This is a genomic window from Nocardia sp. NPDC088792, from assembly GCF_044750615.1.
In the GTDB taxonomy this organism is placed as follows: Bacteria; Actinomycetota; Actinomycetes; order Mycobacteriales; family Mycobacteriaceae; genus Nocardia.
The window spans coordinates 775,560-791,466 of the sequence record NZ_JBIVKC010000003.1; the positions used below are offsets into that span (position 1 = coordinate 775,560).

Annotated in this window: 20 protein-coding genes; 3 read left to right on the forward strand and 17 right to left on the reverse strand. The window is 63.4% G+C overall.

Annotated elements, in window-relative coordinates; translation table 11 throughout:
* Positions 1–43: 43 nt before the first annotated feature.
* Complete coding sequence (locus ACIP5Y_RS21390) at positions 44–469, forward strand: DUF732 domain-containing protein (RefSeq protein WP_400351999.1); 426 nt, start codon at positions 44–46, stop codon at positions 467–469.
* Positions 470–487: 18 nt separating this feature from the next.
* Here the strand turns inward: ACIP5Y_RS21390 and xerC are convergent, their stop codons facing one another.
* Positions 488–1,459 (reverse strand): tyrosine recombinase XerC, encoded by a 972-nt coding sequence (xerC, locus tag ACIP5Y_RS21395; protein ID WP_400352000.1) that lies wholly within the window; start codon positions 1,457–1,459, stop codon positions 488–490.
* A gap of 325 nt (positions 1,460–1,784) precedes the next feature.
* Between xerC and ACIP5Y_RS21400 the strand changes: the two genes are divergently transcribed.
* Positions 1,785–2,402, forward strand: a complete 618-nt coding sequence (locus tag ACIP5Y_RS21400; RefSeq protein WP_400352001.1) for a hypothetical protein — start codon at positions 1,785–1,787, stop codon at positions 2,400–2,402.
* A gap of 65 nt (positions 2,403–2,467) precedes the next feature.
* Here ACIP5Y_RS21400 and ACIP5Y_RS21405 read toward each other — a convergent pair whose 3' ends face one another.
* The gene (locus tag ACIP5Y_RS21405) at positions 2,468–3,013 is read right to left on the reverse strand and encodes a TerD family protein (RefSeq protein ID WP_400352002.1); all 546 of its coding nucleotides are present in this window, start codon (positions 3,011–3,013) and stop codon (positions 2,468–2,470) included.
* A 352-nt stretch (positions 3,014–3,365) separates the two neighbouring features.
* On the opposite strand from ACIP5Y_RS21405, the gene ACIP5Y_RS21410 reads away from it, so the two are divergent.
* A complete protein-coding gene (locus ACIP5Y_RS21410; RefSeq protein WP_400352003.1) occupies positions 3,366–3,734 on the forward strand; it encodes a hypothetical protein in 369 nt (122 codons plus the stop codon).
* Here ACIP5Y_RS21410 and ACIP5Y_RS21415 read toward each other — a convergent pair whose 3' ends face one another.
* From ACIP5Y_RS21415 to ACIP5Y_RS21485, 15 genes are read right to left on the reverse strand one after another with little or no spacing between them, the layout of a single operon-like run.
* Positions 3,735–4,496 (reverse strand): PE-PPE domain-containing protein, encoded by a 762-nt coding sequence (locus ACIP5Y_RS21415; RefSeq protein WP_400352004.1) that lies wholly within the window; start codon positions 4,494–4,496, stop codon positions 3,735–3,737. It lies immediately after the preceding gene.
* 21 nt (positions 4,497–4,517) lie between these two features.
* Complete coding sequence (locus tag ACIP5Y_RS21420; RefSeq protein ID WP_400352005.1) at positions 4,518–4,934, reverse strand: hypothetical protein; 417 nt, start codon at positions 4,932–4,934, stop codon at positions 4,518–4,520.
* Positions 4,934–6,751 (reverse strand): glycosyl hydrolase family 28-related protein, encoded by a 1,818-nt coding sequence (locus ACIP5Y_RS21425; protein ID WP_400352006.1) that lies wholly within the window; start codon positions 6,749–6,751, stop codon positions 4,934–4,936. Before ACIP5Y_RS21425 ends, ACIP5Y_RS21420 begins: the two co-directional genes overlap by 1 nt.
* Positions 6,752–6,764: 13 nt before the next feature.
* Positions 6,765–7,127: a hypothetical protein gene (locus tag ACIP5Y_RS21430; protein WP_400352007.1), complete on the reverse strand. Its 363-nt coding sequence runs from the start codon at positions 7,125–7,127 to the stop codon at positions 6,765–6,767.
* Positions 7,128–7,158: 31 nt separating this feature from the next.
* Positions 7,159–8,409: a hypothetical protein gene (locus ACIP5Y_RS21435; RefSeq protein WP_400352008.1), complete on the reverse strand. Its 1,251-nt coding sequence runs from the start codon at positions 8,407–8,409 to the stop codon at positions 7,159–7,161.
* Positions 8,410–8,437: 28 nt separating this feature from the next.
* On the reverse strand, positions 8,438–8,782 hold the full coding sequence (locus ACIP5Y_RS21440; RefSeq protein WP_400352009.1) for a hypothetical protein: 345 nt from the start codon (positions 8,780–8,782) through the stop codon (positions 8,438–8,440).
* A 41-nt stretch (positions 8,783–8,823) separates the two neighbouring features.
* The gene (locus tag ACIP5Y_RS21445) at positions 8,824–9,162 is read right to left on the reverse strand and encodes a hypothetical protein (RefSeq protein WP_400352010.1); all 339 of its coding nucleotides are present in this window, start codon (positions 9,160–9,162) and stop codon (positions 8,824–8,826) included.
* Positions 9,162–9,542 carry a hypothetical protein gene (locus tag ACIP5Y_RS21450; protein WP_400352011.1) on the reverse strand — a complete coding sequence of 127 codons (381 nt, stop codon included), beginning with the start codon at positions 9,540–9,542 and terminating at the stop codon, positions 9,162–9,164. Before ACIP5Y_RS21450 ends, ACIP5Y_RS21445 begins: the two co-directional genes overlap by 1 nt.
* Positions 9,542–9,763, reverse strand: a complete 222-nt coding sequence (locus ACIP5Y_RS21455; protein ID WP_400352012.1) for a hypothetical protein — start codon at positions 9,761–9,763, stop codon at positions 9,542–9,544. Before ACIP5Y_RS21455 ends, ACIP5Y_RS21450 begins: the two co-directional genes overlap by 1 nt.
* A gap of 22 nt (positions 9,764–9,785) precedes the next feature.
* Positions 9,786–10,616, reverse strand: coding sequence for a glycoside hydrolase family 25 protein (locus ACIP5Y_RS21460; RefSeq protein ID WP_400352014.1), 831 nt, complete (start codon positions 10,614–10,616; stop codon positions 9,786–9,788).
* On the reverse strand, positions 10,613–10,930 hold the full coding sequence (locus ACIP5Y_RS21465; RefSeq protein ID WP_400352016.1) for a hypothetical protein: 318 nt from the start codon (positions 10,928–10,930) through the stop codon (positions 10,613–10,615). The genes ACIP5Y_RS21460 and ACIP5Y_RS21465 overlap by 4 nt, the downstream gene beginning before the upstream one ends.
* 11 nt (positions 10,931–10,941) lie before the next feature.
* Positions 10,942–12,753, reverse strand: a complete 1,812-nt coding sequence (locus ACIP5Y_RS21470; RefSeq protein WP_400352018.1) for a hypothetical protein — start codon at positions 12,751–12,753, stop codon at positions 10,942–10,944.
* A complete protein-coding gene (locus ACIP5Y_RS21475) occupies positions 12,750–13,214 on the reverse strand; it encodes a DUF2744 domain-containing protein (RefSeq protein WP_400352019.1) in 465 nt (154 codons plus the stop codon). The genes ACIP5Y_RS21470 and ACIP5Y_RS21475 overlap by 4 nt, the downstream gene beginning before the upstream one ends.
* A gap of 9 nt (positions 13,215–13,223) precedes the next feature.
* On the reverse strand, positions 13,224–14,927 hold the full coding sequence (locus ACIP5Y_RS21480) for a phage tail protein (protein WP_400352021.1): 1,704 nt from the start codon (positions 14,925–14,927) through the stop codon (positions 13,224–13,226).
* 30 nt (positions 14,928–14,957) lie between these two features.
* A complete protein-coding gene (locus ACIP5Y_RS21485) occupies positions 14,958–15,881 on the reverse strand; it encodes a hypothetical protein (protein WP_400352023.1) in 924 nt (307 codons plus the stop codon).
* Positions 15,882–15,907 lie beyond the last annotated feature (26 nt).

Genomic DNA, 15,907 nt, shown 5'->3' on the forward strand with positions numbered 1-15,907 from the left:
GCCGAAACTCTGAAATCAGAGCGCATCTCTCGAGGGAATCCCGTTGTCCGAGAAGAAAAAGCCTCACCCGATCGCCGCATTGCTGGGCCTCGCTGTTGGCGTGGTGGTGGCATTCGTCGGATTCTCCAGTTGCGGTTCACACCATCAGGAATCGAGTGCCCAGCCCTCTACCTCCACGACGGTTGACCGTGCTGCCGTCGAGTCCGCGGTACGGTCCAACACGGACGCAATGGACCTGCTCTACATCGGAACCCTGGACAAAGACAGCATCCCGTACGCGAACAAGGAAGGCGCAATTGCCCTGGCGCACACGATATGCAGCGATCTGGACAGCGGAACGTCGGCGACCGACGTCGCGACCAAGCTGGCAGCTGTCAACAGCGTCTACACCAACGAGCAGCTGGGCGAGCTGATGGGCGCCGCCGTGCAAGCGTACTGCCCAGCCCATGTCCCAGAACTGGGCAATTGATCAACCGCTTCGGGCAAGTCACACCCCCAAGTCCAAACTCAACTGCTCCCCCGCTGGCCCGACTTCGACATCGGCGGCCAACGAGCCCACCGCACCCATGAGCGCTCTCACTCGCGGCGGATTCACGTAGTCCTTCCCGAACCATGCAGCCACCGCTCGCGGGTCCATCCCCGACCCCAGCAACCGCGCCTCGGCAGTCGCTCGGAGCCGGGCAGGATTCAACAACTGCTCCAGCTCGGCCGCCACACCGACCTGAGCCACAGCCCGACGCAGGCCACGATCATCCTCGAACCGGTGCCGACGTGCCGACAAGAACAGCGCGCGCTCGGACCGGATTCTCGGCTCACCACGCCGCCGTCCGGCAAGCACTGCGAGCCGCTCGGCCAGCCATCCTTCGAGGACCCGCGCCGTCGGACGCATCAACTCCCGCTCCCGCACCTGCCCATCCATACCTGTCAACCGAATCCACGCCGAGCGCGCCGAGATGAACACGTCATCGGCATTGAGCACTAGCAACTCCGAAGTCGTCGGCCCCACGTCCAGCCCCACCTCCACCAGGGCAACATCGCGCGCCGAACGCGCGGCCGCGGCAGCACGCACCCGCGAAACCTCCCGCGGAGAAAGCGCGCCAGGCGTCACCTGCTCCTTCGCTACCGGATCCACCCGCACACCCTCGAATCCGAGGAACTCGTAGAACACCCGCACCGCCGCCAGCGTCAGATTGTGCGTCGCCGGGAACTCCTCCAAATACGCCGAGATCGCCTCATCCCGCGCCGGCCCATCACTGAACGCATCCGGATGAGCATCACTGTGCGCCAGCCACTTCCGGAACCGCAGCGCCTGCTTGTAATACTCCTCGCACGTGCCATCGGTGAACGAACGCCCCGACAGCCACAACCAGAACTCATCACGATCCCGGCCACGTAGCCCCTGGGCCCCGGCCTCGCGCAGAACCTCCAAGTCGTGCCCGCTCAACGCCACAGCGCCCATGAGCCGCCGCCTCCCATGCTTTCCTCGGCGCCTACCAGAATCGCACGTCCCACCGACAAGTCCACTGCACCAGCACTTTTCGGACACCAGGAAAGCAACCGGTCGCCGAAAAGTGACGTGCGTCATAGCCGGAAATGCAAAAAATGCCCCGCTCCAACCGGTTTAGCCGGGAGGGCGGGGCTCGTCTTGTGAAGCATCAGAAGGTGGTGGCACTAGCCGCGGAATAGCCGAGGACGAAGATCGTGTAGGTAGGCTGATCGCCTGAATTCAAGTCCAAGGGCGACATCGGCGCACAACAGCTCTGTGGTTGTAGATAATCATCTGCGTGAGTGTGGAATTGGTGTCCATGATCAGTGCGCTTGCGGGTGTTGTCGGGTCACTTGGTGGCATAGTGGTTACGCAGCGGTACACGATCCGCGGCAAGCAGGTGGACGCCGAGAACCTGCGCCGCAGCGAAGCTGACAAGGCGAGATTGTCGATGTACGCCGACTACAACGCTGCGGCACGCGGTTACCGGACTGCGGCGTTGGATTTCGTCGAGGGCCGTACCGAAACTCTCGCAGCGGTTAAGGCGAGGCGGTCGGACTACCGCGATCTGTACGCTCGCGCACAGATGTCGCTGCCCGACCCGGTGCTGGCGGTTGCGTCGGAAGTGAGCAACTGCCTGGATCGCACCTATGACGCACTGTGCAGGCTCGATGCTGGCCACACTGACGTTTTCACTGCTGAGAGCCTGCTTGTATGGGTGAAGGGTCCTCTGAACGACGGAATACATCTCCTCAGGAAAGCCCTGCGGGTAGACCTCGGTACTTCACATGACGAGGACGATGTTGCAGACGCGGTGCGGCTTCTCTCTCAAGCGCGGCACGCGATGTTCGCACCCATGACACCAACCCCGATACCGAGCGGCCCCGGCCGCAAACCGGATTCGCGCGATCTGTAGTCGACAAGATCGACTGTCACCCCGGCAGGGCCCTGCCATGGTTGTTCGGGTAATGAGTTGCGCAGTCAGGGCAGGTACCGGCCGAGCATGGGCACAGCCTCGCTCGGGTGCCCGACGTCGATTCCTTCGACGACCTCCTGAAAACACCAACCGCCACCCGCCTCGTACACGACACCCATGATCAGGCCCAATGAGTTCACTCCGCGCACCTCGTAGCGAGCTATCTCGATTCCGGATGTGGCGTCGACGAGGCGGAAGTAGACGTTCTTGACCTGGGCGAGAAGCTGGCCGGAAAGACAGGTCACCAGAAACAGGACGCAGGTGATTTCCGGCGGCAGACGAGTCAGGTCAACGGTAATGACCTCGTCGTCGCCCCGACCCTCCCCGGTCATATTGTCCCCGTGGTGACGCACCGAACCGTCCACGGACGCCAAGTGCCCGTAATAGACGGCGTCGACCAGCCGGTCGCCCGCGTACAACAACGCCGACGCGTCCAAATCGATCGGGCGACGACGTTCGCCGAACCGCCTGTATGGCACCGGATCCCATCCCAATCCCATGCTGATGAATCCGAGGCTCCCGCCGCGATCGTCCCGAAGTTTGATCGACACCGGTCACGGCCTCCTGCCGCCTGGTCTCGGGTACGGAACGGATCGCGTCGTCGACCAGGCATATCGACGCCTCGCCGACACTGTCGCATGAATTGTCTCTCGCGCAAAGTGGAATTTAGTTGTGGGCGTTGATGATCGCGGCGACGCCGTCGGCCCTGAGATGAGTCTTGTCGGAGGCCTCACGGCGTGAGCCGTGCAAGCCGGCAGTCACCCCTGGTCTACTGCCAAGTGATTCCAGCAAACTGACATTGCGTGCCAATTGCGTAAGCTCGGGCTGACTTCGGGATCCAATCGTCGTGGAGTGCTGGCACGCTTCGCAGGTATCTTCCTTCGTCTCAAAGGTTCTGCGTCCATGCGTATTCACGCACTCATCGTCGCTATCAGCGCGACCATCGCCTTGACTGCCGCTTCTGCATGCAGCTCAGATCCCAATGCTGACAAGGAAGACCAGTTGTTGAGCCTGCTGCGCCGCGATGGTCTAAATCCACTCCACTTCAATGTGAGCTTCGGCAGCCTCGGACCAGGGATCTGTGAGGACTTGAAAACCAAGGATCGAACAGTGAGCACCGAAATCGACGATGTCGCCGATATCAGGGACTCCACCCAGCCGACGACTGCATCGCACCCTGTCCAGGACTCGATTTTCGATGCAGAGCAGGCGAAGGCAGTTGTCACCGACTCAATCGATGCCTACTGTCCCGACCTCAAACATATGGAGTAGCTACGCTGCGTTGATCGCTGAGGACAATCGGTCGATGTAGCCGCCGACGATGTAGGCGCTGGTGTGCTGTCCACCGAAGGCGTACCCCTCCATTAGTGCGGCGGTCTGCGACCACAGTCTCCAGGTGGCGATCGGGTGCAGGAGGGAGCCGATGTCGGTGGGCTGCCACCGGTTGGCGAGGACCCGGTCGATCAGGTCTGATGTCCAGCCGCCCAAGTCAGCGAAACTGAACTCGGACACCGCGTCCGCGAGAGTGCGCAGCGGGGAGTCGGCCGGGCATGAGGTGATGGCGTCCGCAGGGTTGGCTGCTTCCCACACCGGAATCCCGTCCGGCCACGGGCCGTGCTGTCCGGCGAGGCCGAATCCCACCGGCGCCGGGTCGATGGACGATCCTTCGGCGCGCAGCGGATTGGCGACCGTTGCAGCCCATGCCACTTCGCAGTCGGCGTACTCGCCTGCGGCTTTGGCTTCCAGGAACCGGGTCACGACCATGGCGCCGAGGCTGTAGCCCGCAATCCCGACGACGAGCGGGGTCGCGCGGATCGCTGCGGCGAGCGCCGTGACTCCGGCAGCGACGGAATCGTCTTCGGAGACGCCGGCGAGATCCTCCTGCGGGTTGGCCGGTCCGACGCTGGCGGAATAGTCCAGGTCGACGCCGATCGTGTACTTGGTCGGGTCGAGTTGTTCGGTAAGTAGGGGGAGCATGTTGGTGGTGCCGTTGAGCGGTTCCCCAGTGCCACGGCACGTGATGACGTCAATCATGGGTTTCTCTCGTGCGCATGGCTATTGGGAGACGAAGAGGATGTAGGTCGTTGTTGCGGCCACGACCACACCGCCAGAGTTGTCGCCCTTGGCGTACATGGTGATCGTGTCGCCCTGGGCGACGGAGACCCCGGTCATGGACAAGTTGAGGGTGCCGGTGCTGGTCGTCGATGCGGAGTTGATCGACGATCCGTTGTGGTACAGGTAGCCGACCGCGGTGGAACCGAAAGAGTTCGTGCTGATCACGCAATTGCTGGTGACGTTGATGACGCCCGCGTGGTCAACCACCAGGCTGCTGGAGACGATGTTTGTCGACGGATACGAGCCGTCGGCTGTCCAACCGGTCAGCTGCGCGGCCGTGCTGGTCGGGGTGCGGTTGGAGGTGAGGTACATGCGCTGCGAGGAGGGCTTCTTCAACGCCGCTCGGAAGAACTGCATTACAGCCACACGCCGATGAAGTCCACGGTGAGCCTCGCGCCGGGGGTGGTGCCGACGCTGGTCACGTTGCATTGCAGCCAGGTCCCGGCGGCGATCGACCACGGGCCCGACACGATCGTGTGCGTGTTGGCGACATTCCAGCCAGCCGAGGACACCGATGCCCCCGATAAGGCGCTGCCGGTGGAGGCGTTGGTCGTGTTGGTGTAGATCTGCGCCGCGCTCGTACCGCTGGCGTCCGCGGTGCCGATCCGGAATTGGACGGCCTGCAGCTCCATGGCCTGCGGCACGTACACGCCTTCGGGGAGATCTCCGTATCCCGTTGCGCGAGTACCGGTTTGCGCCACGTAGCTGAAATGTGCCGGAGTCGAGGCTTCCTGGTTGGTCCAGACGCCGCCCTTGTACACCAGGACCGCCGCGGCCAGGTAGTTGACGAGCTTGACCGAGGTCGTGCCGGACACGTTGATCACATCCGAACCTGCGGCTGCGATCGTGACCGCATTGGTGGAGGTGTCGGTCTTCACGATCGTGATGCGCGGCAGCGCGGGGGTACTCGGAGCGTTCGGCAATGTCACCGTGAACGCACCGCCGGAGGCCGAGCAGATGACGAGGTCGCCGGCGGCCGCGGTGTAGGCGGAAGTCTTCGTGGCCGTCGGGGTTTGACTCGGTGCGCCCCAGGTCGCATTGCCCGAGGAGTCGCTCGTCAGGATGTAGCCGTTGGTGACGGAGTTGGTGACCGCGAGATTGCCGGTGCTGGTCGTCCCGGCGACGGTGAGGTTGGAGGAGCTGGTGAAGTTTGGGACTCGGAATTGGCCGCGGCGCGCGACATTCCAATACTGCGGATAGTCCGAGTCTGCGAAATCCGACCTCAAGGTGGTGATGTTGTTGAACCCGATGCCCTCATAGTTCAAGCCGGCACCGGGGAAGGTCATCTCCGTCATGGTGCCGCCGGAATCGGCGTTGAATTCGCAGCCGATCACGCTGGGCTGTCTGCAATAGTTCCAGATGATGCCGGTCGTGCGGGCGGCGACCTTGCAGGCCGACAAGGTCATCGAGGACGGGCCGCCGTTGGTGGAATCACCGACGACCAGGGCGTAGTCGGTGCCCTCGAACCAGCAGCCGGTGAAAACCCAGCTGTTCGCGCTGCCGTCGATCCACACATGCTGCAACGTCGAATAGGGAGTGCTGCTGGTGCCGATGAATTCACATGCCACCAACACCAGACCAGCGGTACCGGAATTTCCTGTGCCCCAAACGGATTCGTAGCAGTTGGTGAACCTGCTGTTGGTGATTTCGTTCTGAATGCAGCTGGTCTTTACGCCGACACCCAGGTTGGCGAAGTGGGACGTGTGGATGCGGGTGTTGCCGGTGTTGGACGACAGCGACAGCCCGATCTGGCCCTGGTAGGTGGAGACGGTCTTGTCGGTGTGCTGGCCGCGGATGCGGACGCGGTCGAGCTGGCACAGGAAACACCCCGACATGCTGATGGCGGTCGCGCCGGCGGCTGTCAGGTAGATCGACAGCCCAGTGAAGGTGATGTCCTGGACGCTGGACAGGCTGAAAAGTGTTGAGGTGCCGGTGTATTGGATCTCGGAGTTGATTCCGTTGCCCCACAGTAGTGCGCCGGTGGTGATGGTCAGTGCACTGCTGACCTTGTAACTGCCGCTGGGGAAATACACCGCTGAGGAAGCGGCGAGGGCGTTGTTGATCGCGGTGGTGTCGTCGGTAGCACCGTCACCGGTAGCGCCGAAGTCCTTGACGGACACGAACCGCTCGCCGCCGGCCGGAGCAAGCAGTGTGGCACTGCTCAGTAGAGACATCGATTATCCGTTCTCAGGAGGAGACGGTGCCGGTCAGGACCATGACGACCGCGGAGGCGGTGCCCGCATAGCCGGAGATCGCGTCTCCGGCGGTGAGCATGGTCCCCGACAGGTACGGGGTGAGGCTGAGGGTGTCGTTGGCGGCGAGGGAAAACCCGTGGACCACATGGTGACTCGCGCCCGCGCTGCCACCGGAGGTCACGACACCGACGTAGACGGTGACCGTGGACGAGGTGACGTTGCACAGCACGGCCGTGTTGATCCGGGCGGTCGACGATGCCGGGCAGGTGTAGACGGCAGCGTCGCTGGTGGACAAATAGCCGGAGTTGAGGGTTTGCGGCGTCATCGTGGTCGCCAGGAGCACGTTCGTCGACACGGGTTCCTCTATTCAGTTGTGCGGCAGGCGGTTATAGTGCGGACTCCTCGATCGGCACCGGCGCGAACCACCATCCGAAAGCGTCGTTGCGTGCTGAGAAGTTCTGATACTGGGGGGACTCGGTGACGAGGGCGAACGCGGCGGCATTGTTTCCTACGACGACGGTCAGTTGCCCGCTGCCGGTGAATGCTCCGGCCTCGAGTTCGGACCACAGGACCGCGACGGCGGCAGTGCCGCTTCCGGAGCCGTTGGCGGCCATCAATACGAACGTCCCGTCGGCGGCGGTGCCGACGCCCGAGAACGCGGCTGCCAGCGGGACCACCACGGTCGCGGATAGCGTGCCAGCCCCTGAGGGTGCCGCGGTCTCCAGCACAATCGCATGTGCGGTGGCGGCCAAGGTCCCCTGGCCGGAGAACTCGGCTTGGGGCTGGACTGCGCCGACGAAGTTGCCGATGGCACCGAACTGAGCAGGAATGCTCACCACCATCGACGCGGTACCGGTGCCCGCGAAGGGCGGTACGATGCCTAGCTGGGCCGCGAGAGTGCCGCTGCCTGACCATCCGATCGGTCCGCCGGTCAGGCCTGAGAGATTGCCGACGCCACCGAATGACGCGGTGACGATTGCGATGGGATCGGTTTGCACCGACAAGACGCCCAGTCCCGCGAAGTGCGCTCCCAGGACCGCGCTGCCGTCTACACCGATGCCCGCGGACAGGGTTCCCACACCAGAGATGGCCGCCGCGATGACCGTGTTGGCAGTCAAAGTGGTTGAGGCGGTGCCGGTGCCATTGAACGCGGCCGGGATTGTGGCCACGCCGGAATCGACACCGACGCCGTTGAATGCGGCCAGCACGGGCGCGCACACAACGTAGGTGATCGATGCGGTTCCCGTGCCGATGAACGGTGCGTCGTCGCGGTCGAATACACCGCTGCCGGTGTATCCGGCCGTGATCAGCACCGTCCCGGATTTGACTGCGACCGGCGCAGTGAGAGTGCCGATGCCCGATAGCGGCGCGGTTTCGGGCACACGCCCGGACGCGACGGCTTGGAGAGTGCCGATGCCCGCGGTGCCCATCGCGTCGATCTGGGATGGCGCGTACGGCGCCGCGACTTGTCCGGTCCCACTGAATTGGGCAGTGACTGCGGGCTCGATGTAGGGGATGGTCGACGCGGCGATGATCGCGACCGGTACCGCGGGCACCAGAACGCAGCGGGTGGGTACCGCAGGTATTGCGACGGTCAGGGTTGGTGTCGCCGGGAGCGGGGCTGTCCAGGTGTGCACAGCACGGCCTTTCCTGCTCGCTGCGGGTTTAGGTCATACTGAAACTCGGGGTCACTAGAAGCGATCCCTGCGAGCCGAGGGTCGTGCTCGAGATGGCGACCTGGTCGACGAACGTGCCCGATGTGGCGGCGGTCCAGATCCCGGCGTAGGTGTACGTACCCGAGGGTAGGTTGATCGTCACCTGGCTACCGGTGATAGTCGCCGCGGACGCGGAACCCCACGTGGTGGCCTGGCGCGCGTAGGCCGGGCTGCCGCCCGACGCCTCGTTCGCGCCGGTACCGCCCGGGGACGCAGTGTGGATCGAAATGAAGTTGCCCAAGCTGGCGTACTCGGCGCACATGCTGTTCTTGGTGGCGGTCACGGCGATGGCCATGCGAGGTCTCCTCTATGAAGTTGTGGACGCAAGGGGTTGGGTCAGATGGGATTTCGCACGACGGGGCCCGCGAACCAGCAATAAATAGTCACCGGGCTTGTCGGGTAGGTGACGGTGACCTCGTAGCGGGAATTCGCAGGGATCGCATCAGCGAGAGTGTTGCTGACCGTCCAGGAAGCGAGTTCAGCGGTGACAGTGGCGGCCCAGCTGGTGATCGCCGCACCCATCGCGGTCGACAGATCCAGGGTGACCGTTGTCCCGGTGGGGAAGACTCCTCCCTGCGAGGGTTCGATGTTCTGCACAAACGTCTTCCCGGTGATCAGCAGCATCGGCTGCAGGATCGGGCCGTACCCCAAATACGTTGAGACAGCGGCAGTCATCAGAGGTCCTCATGGAGTTCGTGCATCAGCTCCGTGCTCAGCAGCAGCTCCGGCACGCGGCCATGGCGGGCGGCCTCGATCACGTCCCGCAGCGCTTCGATGGCCTCTCGGAAAAGACAAGTCACCCTGTTCAATTCGCGCACTGTGGTTTCCTGGGCGGCCTCCACGACACCGAGCCGGTGCGAGACGTTGTCGAGATCGCCGCTGACCCTCTCGAGGGTTTTCAGCGCCATCTCGTTGATGTCTTTTGCCGCGGCGATCTCGTAGCGCAAGTTCTCTGAGGGGGCGCGTTTGCGTGCGCGTAGCCAGGAAAAGAACGCGGAGGTGCCGGTGCCGCCGAAGAAGGTTGCGCCGGCGATCAGGGCTTCCGAGCTCGACATCACTGCACCCCCTTGTCATCCAGCGAGTCGCCGATGGTGTCCACGACGTTGACTGCTGCCTGCATCAACGGCGCATTCCGTACCAGCCACACCGAGATCGCCGTAACCGCCTGCACCACACCGGTTGCCGCGGTGACATGCCAGGGGACGTAGGCGGAGATCACCGCCAGGGATGCCACTCCCCCGATCAGTGAGGTGAGGGTCTTCGCGTTGCGCGACATGCTCGCGCGTGGCGGGGGCACCTCAATCGCCGATCTTCTGTCCCACCGCCGACACCTCGGTTTCGAGGTTGGCGAGCGCATCCACGGGAGTCAGGTTCTGCCCCTGCGCGTTCTGCCCCAACTGCGGCCATCCCTGTCCGTTGGGGCCGCGGAGCTGTTCCCAGATATCGAGCACCTTGCTGTACAGATCGGCCTGCTGGGCGTCGGTGAGAGCCATGAATCCTCCAGTTTGTCCGGTGAGTACGGCGGCGAGCTCGGATGCGCTGCCGCGGAAGGCGTCTGCGTCCACGGAGCTACCGGCGACCCGGGCAGAGTCGGTGAACTGCCAAATGATCGGAGTCGAGCCGCCATATGGCGCCCACCCCGGACCGGCGTCCCCGCCGGCGCCGAGGTAGATACTCGAGGCGTAGCCCGAGCCGCCGGGAAAGTTCGACGCGACCAGGCCCGGAACCTGGGACAGGTCCGGCTCACCGATCTGCTGCCAATACCAGGCGGGCAGATAGCTGAGAACGACCTGCACCCCGGCGGCATTGAACGCATCGACAAGTGACCAGTAGTCGGTGATGGTGCCGGAATTGGCTTCGAAGTCGATCATTACCTGCGCGCCACCGGCATTGCCGAGGAAGGTCCGGACTTGCGAGGCAGGGCTACACGAGGCGATGGCGTAGTGGTAGCCGATGATCGGCAGTCCGGCGGCCTGTGCGGCGCTCAGGTAGCCGGGCCAGGTGGTGTCCTGGAAGTAGTCGCCCTCCGAGACTTTTGCCTCGGCCCAGGAAAAGCCTTCCTGGGCAACCTGATTCAGGTTCAGCGTGGGGCTGTTGTTGTTGGAGATATCGATTCCGTAGAGGGTCATTGGTCCTCCGCAATATCTGCCGCGCGCAAGATCTGCGCGCGATGGTCTGGATGCAGATCCTCGACCGGCCCATGTACCTGGATGATCGCTGCATGCAGAGCCGGATACTTCAACGCCAGCCGCATCATGGAGCGGTCCCCGCCGTGGTGTGCGAGATGTTGCGCGTGCACGTATTCGTGTTCACGGATGAAATCGCGCGCCGCGTCGTGGCTGGGATGGGCCGGCTCCGAATGGAGGTGCCAAGTCGTTTTGCAGTCCAGGCAGTTCCACGTCTCGCGTAGGGTGCCGTCTTCGTTGAGGAGCGGATCGGTCATCGCAGTTCTCCTCAGGTGAAGTTGGATTGCACGACGACCTGGCCGTCGCCGCCGGGTCCCCCTGTCCCATTGAGGCCTTCGCCGTCGACGGTCGCGCCGCCGCCGCCGCCCCCACCGCCGGGGAAACCGCCAGCTGCGCCCGCGCCCGCGGTGCCGGTGCTGCCGGAGATCCAATAACCGCCCCCACCACCGGAACCGGGCCCGTACGTGCCGCCCGTCGGGGAGGTGCCTGCGGTGCCATCCACCATGGCGGAGGTGCCCGCCGCGCCACCCGCAGTGTTGGCACCAGCGCCGCCGGCTTGCCCGGAGGGTTGAAAGCCGGTCACTCCGGCGGCGCCGATTCCGCCTGCGGCGCTGTTGGTTTGATTGCCGCTGCCCGCAGCGCCGTTCCACGAGGTGGAGGTGTCGAGGAACGAGCCGGACGCTGGCCGACGGGTGCCCAGGGAGTCGACACCTCCGCCGACGCCACCGGCTCCTCCGGTCACCTGATACGCGCTGCCGTTGAACGAGGAGGTGCCGCCCACGGTGCCAGGCTGCGACAGCACAGGCAGGTCCGCGGCCTCGACGTCGGCGATGGCGGGTGAATCGTATTGGGACTGGAAGTCGGGCCAGTTGTTTTCGGTGACGATGCCCCACAACCGGTTTCCGGCTCCCGTCGGCACCGTGTTGCCGGTGTCGGTCCAGGTCACCGCTGCGGTCCCGTTGACATAGCCGGTGAACACATTCCCGACACGGGTCAACGCGATCAGGGAACTCGTGTGGAAATTCACGGTACTTGAGGCAGCGACCACGGTCTGACCCGCGCCGACGCCGGAGGCGTAGTACGGGGCAGACGGCGCATTGGACTGGGTGACAAGCCCGCACCCACCGGTTGGCGAACCTACGAACATCACCAGCAACGAGGCGCCGCTGTAGGAGTTCGGGGCGGCGACATAGATCCCGGTGAAGTTGTCTGTCGCCAGCGCAGTCGACGGCGGCCCCAATTGCGCCTTAACCATGTAGTTGTCGGTGGCCAACGGGGCGGTGTAGGTGTTCCAGCAGCCGTTCTCCCCATCGCCCTCAACCGAAGTGCACGACTCCGCCTGATCGGAGACGATCTGGCAGCTCGCCGCCGAATCGTTGCGCCACGCCAATCCCAGATTGGGCGAATCGGCGCGCTGAAAGGTATCAGCGAGACTGGCCCCATTGCTGAAGCTCCCGCCAGTGCCGCCGACTCCGACGATCACCGATGCCGAGGTGGGAAGCGACGCCGCAGCCACACCGGTGTACAGGGAGTAGCCCGCCGGGCCTCCGCCTCCGCCGGCCGCCCCGGTGCCATTGAGACCTCCTTGCGCGCCCCCGCCACCCCCGGCGACGAGCATCAGGTTGGCGGTCGTCATCGCGGGAGGTTGCACCCACGTGCCGTCCTGGTTGTAAATGTCGATCTTCGGAGCGGTGCCCGCCGCCTGAACCGTCGCGTTCAGCAACTGCACCGCGGGCCCGACACCACTGGCAGACCCGGTCGCGGACGCGCCGGTGATGTTGCCGGACACTCCCGAAGAGATCGTCCCTATGTTCGCGCCCGCGGTATTAGCCGAGCTCAGCGCCGAATTGGCGGTGCTCGAGATCGAGGATCCCCACGCGGTCGAGCCGATACTCTGCGCGGTTGTCGTGAGCCCGTTCGATGAAGAGTTCCCGAAACTGCCGAAGCTGCCGAGCACATCAGCGTTCATGATGCTGTAGGCGGACGCCTCGGTGATCTGGGCGGCGGAGGACACCGTCTCCGCGGTATACGCTTCGCCTTCATCGGTATTCGGGACGATGTCATAACCGGGAGAGGTCATTTTGTCGCGGTCCTGCGCTTGTCAGCGACCGTGGAAACTCTCGCCGCACCAGGCCGATGGATCGACTGCGAGGTGATCGCGGGCTTGGCTTGGCCGGCATTGATGATGTCGTTCAACTCGCCAGAGGCGACGAGCTGCTTGATGATGTCGGCTTTCTCTTCCCGCGTGAAAATCGACATGTCAGGGGCCTTCACCTGCGGAGGCTTCTTCGTACCCTTCGGCACCCACCTCCCCGACGCGTTGGCCCAATGTTTCGGGCCACGCAGCGGAGGGTGATATTCGCGAGTCTGCAATTCTGGATGATGCCGGAATCCACATTCATGTAGATGTTTCGACCACTGCTTCAAGTGGTGCGGGTGCACGATCAGCGGCGCCCCCTTGACTCCCGGTAGACCAGCCAGGGCCCACAGGGCGTGCTCTTCGGGGTTTTCCGGATCGCATTCGTGCTGCTGCAGAATCATGCGCGTCTCCTAACCAACCGCCAACTGCTGAACCACACCGACCAGGTTTTGAAGCATCGACAAGCCCTTCAGAAGTGGCTCCTCGGTTTCCTTGTTGGTGCCGATAGTGATGCCCCAATTCACGCCATCCGTGCGGTTCCAGGTCAGATCCAGTTGCGTCACCTGATCCACATAAATGGATCCAGGCGGCATTCCGATCACCGTCGAACCGACCCTATCCCCCAAGAAAAAATCGCCCTGACCTTGATCGCCAATCAGGTAAGGCTGACCGTTCTGCACGGTCAATTTGTGCGAGAAATAAGACCGCGTCGCCCACATTCCTTCTGCGAGCCCGATCAGCGAATCCAGGGTGTAGGCATTGTTTGCGCCGGTCTGGAAATATTCGTAGTAGTGACTCCAGCCGGCCGTTGCCGCGCGGGTCGCGTCTTTCGTGCTGACCCAGGACAATATGACATCGGAATAAAGGGGCGATAGGAGGGTTACGGCGATATCCGAAAGCTGCGAAGCAATCGCTTCGGCGTCGATCGTGGCGAGGCTCGTCGGCCCCACAACTGCCTGGATCGCGGCGCCGGCCAGCAGGCCCGTCAGCTGGATCCCTGTGGTGATCGCATCGTTGACCAGCGGGTTACTGTGGCCACCACTCAAGATCTGGACATCAGTGAAGGGAGTGACAGTGAACTCGGCCGTCTGCACGCCTGTGTGCTGTTCGGGCCGGTAGATCACCCACGGAGCAGACGGCAACGTGCCGATCCAGCCAGGATTCACGTATGCAGACGGATTGTCGGGATCGGGCAGGACATTGTCTTCGTTGTCGAGGAAATCGTTCGCGATAACCTCAATCGTGTACTCCAATCCCGTCAGGACATTGCCGCCCTGCGAGGTGCCGGTGTAGAAGCCCGAGCGATCGACGATGTCCACCACGAGCGTTCCATTGGCCAGCACTGCGCCGGGCCAAGGAGGAGGGTCGCCGATCAGATATCGCCGGGTGGTGACCATCAATTGCGCATAGTCGAGAATGGGTGCGGCTACCTCATGGAAGCCTTGCCAGCGAGCGTTGATGATGCACCACAAGGACTCATCGGTGAGCAAATCTGACGGAGCAACAACAACTGGCCACGTGCTCTGATCTAAGTCGAACCATTCATTTACGTTCAACGGGTCGTCGGGAAGCGCCCAGAGGGATGCTTCCAGACGTAGTAGCTGGATAAACAGGGTCAATTTGAGCATGTAGATCGAAGGGCCTGCCAGCAACCAATTCTTTGGAAACTGGAAAGCGGCGGGCAAGAATGGCGAGCTCCAACAGTAGACGTGTTTGACCTCTTCGTACGAATGCAAGAAGGTCAGCTCGACGGTTGTGACGCCGTGCTCGTCGGTCTTCGGGACCGCTTTCTGCATGCGGCCGTCCCAGCGGGCACCGTTCTTGTCGACGGTGATGTGGACGTTCTGGACCGCGCCGTTTACGCCGAGGTTGCCGTTGGTCGCGACCGCCCATTCGGCCAGGTAGTTGTCGTACGGGAGTACCAGCAGGCCCTGTCCGGACTCGTTCAGCAGCCATTTGAAGTCGCCGCTGATCTCGGCGCCGCAGGTCCCGCGCAGGTTCCAATTGCCGTCCCACAGTCGGACGAACGGCGGCGCGATCATCTGTGCCTGTTGCTCGGCGATCACTGCTTGGGCGTTCTCGTAGATCTGCGGCAGATCCAGGACGCTGGTCATCCGCTCCCCTATTCAATTGTGTTGCGGCCGTTACGGTTGCAGCCCCCACGGTCTTGTCCAGAATCGGTTCTGCACGAGCATTACCGACGCCCCCGCTGGCGCATATGTCACCCAGACCGGGAAGGTCGTCGGTGGGGTTTTCGGGGGAACGGGATACAGGAAGCTGACCCCGTTCATCGCCGCCCACAGATTGGATCCATCAGCGGAGATGATCATCGGGAGTTCGGGGTTGGTGTTGATCGTCAAGTCCTGGCCGGCCACGGTCTGCGGCAGCGTCACCACACGGGCGATATTTGCCGCGCCGCTGCCGGATCCGTAGTTGTAGTCCAGCCCGAACGAGAAATCCGGCAGCGTCCACTGCGCAGGTGCACTGCACACCCACTCCAGGTACATCGGCAGGTCGGTGGGGTTCTCGCCCTCGATCGAGCCTTCTTGTTCGTGTGCCCCGCTGGTGGTGTCGATCGAAGATGCCCAGGTTTGGGTGATGTCCTGTTCGATCCAGAACGGAAACCCCGCAGTGCACGTCAGCACGATCGGCGCCCACGATTTCAGGTGCGGATCGTGCTTCGGGGAGAAGTCCGGATGCTGACTCAGTCGTAGATGCAGGCAGCGGGTAGAGGTTTCGGTGGTGACGATCAGGGTCGCGTCGGTGGTGTAGGACCAGGCATTGCGGAACTTTCCGTCGACGGTCTCCCACGACAAGCCGCCGGCTGCGGAGACGTTGAACGAGAGCACCAGATCGCGTTTGTCGTACCGCATTCCGTACCAGGTCGCGCCGGTCTGGAAGGCGGTGGCGTTCCAGATGGTGCTGACGGGTGCATCGAAGGCGCCGCTGGGTGCGATGGCGAGTTCGACGCCTTCGGCGCCTTGATCGGTGCCCGACAGATGCCATAGGGAGCCATCGACCCCGACCAGCGTGATCTTGGACGGCCGTAGCTGAAACGGCATCACCACGGCACGAAGCTCCCTCTGTTCAGTTG